This window comes from Chryseobacterium sp. HMWF035 (assembly GCF_003094695.1).
Lineage (GTDB): Bacteria > Bacteroidota > Bacteroidia > Flavobacteriales > Weeksellaceae > Chryseobacterium > Chryseobacterium gambrini.
In genome coordinates this window covers 1-2,616 of the sequence record NZ_QEHP01000115.1, presented here as the reverse complement: position 1 = coordinate 2,616, position 2,616 = coordinate 1, and the positions used below count along the sequence as shown (strand labels likewise).

General features: G+C 37.1%; 2 protein-coding genes. One reads left to right on the top strand and one right to left on the bottom strand.

Going from position 1 to position 2,616, the window contains the following annotated elements; translation table 11 throughout:
• Positions 1 to 136: 136 nt before the first annotated feature.
• On the bottom strand, positions 137 to 1,138 hold the full coding sequence (locus DD829_RS17465; protein ID WP_108408697.1) for a M23 family metallopeptidase: 1,002 nt from the start codon (positions 1,136 to 1,138) through the stop codon (positions 137 to 139).
• Between the two features lie 228 nt (positions 1,139 to 1,366).
• On the opposite strand from DD829_RS17465, the gene DD829_RS17460 reads away from it, so the two are divergent.
• The gene (locus tag DD829_RS17460; RefSeq protein ID WP_108408698.1) at positions 1,367 to 2,404 is read left to right on the top strand and encodes an NAD(P)H-dependent glycerol-3-phosphate dehydrogenase; all 1,038 of its coding nucleotides are present in this window, start codon (positions 1,367 to 1,369) and stop codon (positions 2,402 to 2,404) included.
• Positions 2,405 to 2,616: the final 212 nt, after the last annotated feature.

The following is a 2,616-nucleotide window of genomic DNA, read 5'->3' as shown; positions in this document are numbered from 1 at the left end:
AAAAACCAAAACAGAAATACAATTAATTGGAAATCAAATAGTTAAATTAAAAAAAACATTATTCAAAATAATAAAAAAAATCTTCCGACCATGACTACCGAAGGTGCCGCCGAAACTCTATATTTTAACTCTCATTTTAAAGATTCATAAACAACTTCGGATTTACCGGAGTATTATTCTTATGTACCTCATAATGAAGGTGAGGTCCGGTAGAACGACCCGAATTTCCGGATTTGGCGATAACCTGTCCCACTTTCACTTTATCATTCACTTTAGCGACCAACTGCGACAAATGTCCGTAAAGAGTTGCCAGTCCGTTTCCGTGAGAAACGATCACACAGTTTCCATATCCTCCTTTCTGTCCGGAAAAAATAACCGTTCCGGCTGCAGTTGCCACGACATCCGATCCGTAAGCAACGGCAATATCCAGTCCTTTATGAAACTGCATCTGATCTGCTTCTGCAGGCGCATTGTTTTTCTCGGCAGGCTTTTCAGATCCGGCTGCAACAGATTTTGCTGACGAAACAGGAGCAGCAGAAGATGCTTTTGGCGTTACCATTACTTTTACTTCTCTTTTGTTTCCATAGCTGTCCGTTACTTCTATAATTTTTTCTACAGGCTCAGCTTTTACTTCCGGAGTTGCGGCTGCAACGGCAGCGGGTTTTGCAGCACTGCTTTTTACGGAGGCTAAAACGGTTTTAAAAGGAATAGGATTTTTTCTCACTCCGAAGTTAGACGAAATATAACCTTCAGTAGGCATTCCCAAAGGAACTTCCAGTAGCTTTTTCTGAAGATTCATCAGGTACTGGCTGTATCGGTTTGCCTGTTTTGCCAGATAAATAGAGTTGGAGATACTGTCTTTGCTCAGAATAGTAACTTTCTCGTTGGGAACATCCTTAGATTTAAGGAAAGAATTCAGTTCTGCTACGGTTTGATCTACCAATGTAAGATCAGTTTTCATTTTCAGATAATCTACACTGTCTTTTTCAGTGTTTATTTTTACAAGGTTTACTTCATAATTTTTGTTGTCCTTTTCCGAATACAACTTCGCAATGAAAATACCTTGCGCAAAAACTACTAATAAAAGTCCTCCTAAAAGCACATTTATGTTCTTTTTATTGCTTAGAAATTTCTTCATTTTTCTTCTCTTAGTATAATTACAAAACGGTTTTAAGCCTGCAAATTTAATTAAAAATAAACTTTCAGGCTTATTTTTAACAAAACTTTAGTTTTTTCTGTAATTAACGGTCGATTAGATATTTAATTGTGTTGAAGTGTTAATTTTGTCTAAATTTAGTTTTTATCATGCTCCGAAAATCCTTCTTTCCGTCTTTGTTTTAATATATTTGCAGTTCACATTTCTATTATGGCAAAAAAGAAAACAAATATAGAATCGAACCCGAAGAAAAGCAAAAATGACATTGCGGTAGGAGTAGTCGGAAGTGGAAGTTTTGCGACTGCTATTGTGAAAATGCTTGTAGAAAACTGCAAAGTCGTGCACTGGTGCGTAAGAAATGAGTACGTAAAAGGAGCGATCGAACAGAGAGGTCATAACCCGACTTATCTTACAGCAGTTAATTTCAATCTTAAAAATTTAAAGCTTACCACAGATATCAACGAGCTTGTTTCTTCCTGTGATATTATTGTCTTGGCAACGCCGTCGATCTATCTTTCCGATACGCTGGATAAAATGACTTGTGATTATCAGAATAAAATATTCGTTTCTGCCATTAAAGGAATTATTCCGAAGGTAAATGATGTCGTAGCACATTATTTAAGAGACGAATTTAAAATAGGCTTCAGGAATCAGGCAGTGATTGCAGGACCTTGTCACGCAGAAGAAGTAGCGATGGAAAGACTGTCCTATCTTACCGTTGCAACCGTAGAAGATGAAGTTTCACAGAAACTGGTGGATATTTTCAATTCAGATTTTATCAAAATGCACTCCAGCAAAGATATTTTAGGAAACGAATACAGTGCGATTCTTAAAAATATTTTCGCTATCGGAGCCGGAATTGCGAGTGGTTTAGGATATGGAGACAACTTTACCGCGGTTTTCGTTTCCAATGCGATCCGTGAAATGGAAACTTTCCTGGAAGCCATTTACGAAGCGCCGAGAGATGTTAACGAAAGTGCTTATCTGGGAGATTTACTGGTTACCGCGTATTCATTATTCTCCAGAAACAGAAATTTGGGAAATCTTATTGGAAAAGGATATACCGTAAAATCAGCAATCCAGTCGATGAACATGATTGCAGAAGGATATTATGCCGCGAATTCTATTTATAAAACGTCAAAGGAAAAAGGGCTGAAACTTCCGATTGTAGATACGATCTATGGAATTCTGTATGAAGGAAAAAATGCAGAAAAACAGTTTAAGAAACTCACCGCAAAACTCGATTAATTTTCAATTTTAAATAACACAAAAACATCAGAAGTCTCCTTCTGGTGTTTTTTTATGCTTAGAATTCTTTTTTTTTGGAGCTTTTTCCTGCTTTCGCTACTCGCTTTTTTAGGTTTTCGGCGGGCTTTGCCTAGTCATGGTCGGAAGAAATCCGACCTCTTTTATGTTTTGAAAACTTTGTCTGGATTTCCTCCTGCAAAAATGATTAATAC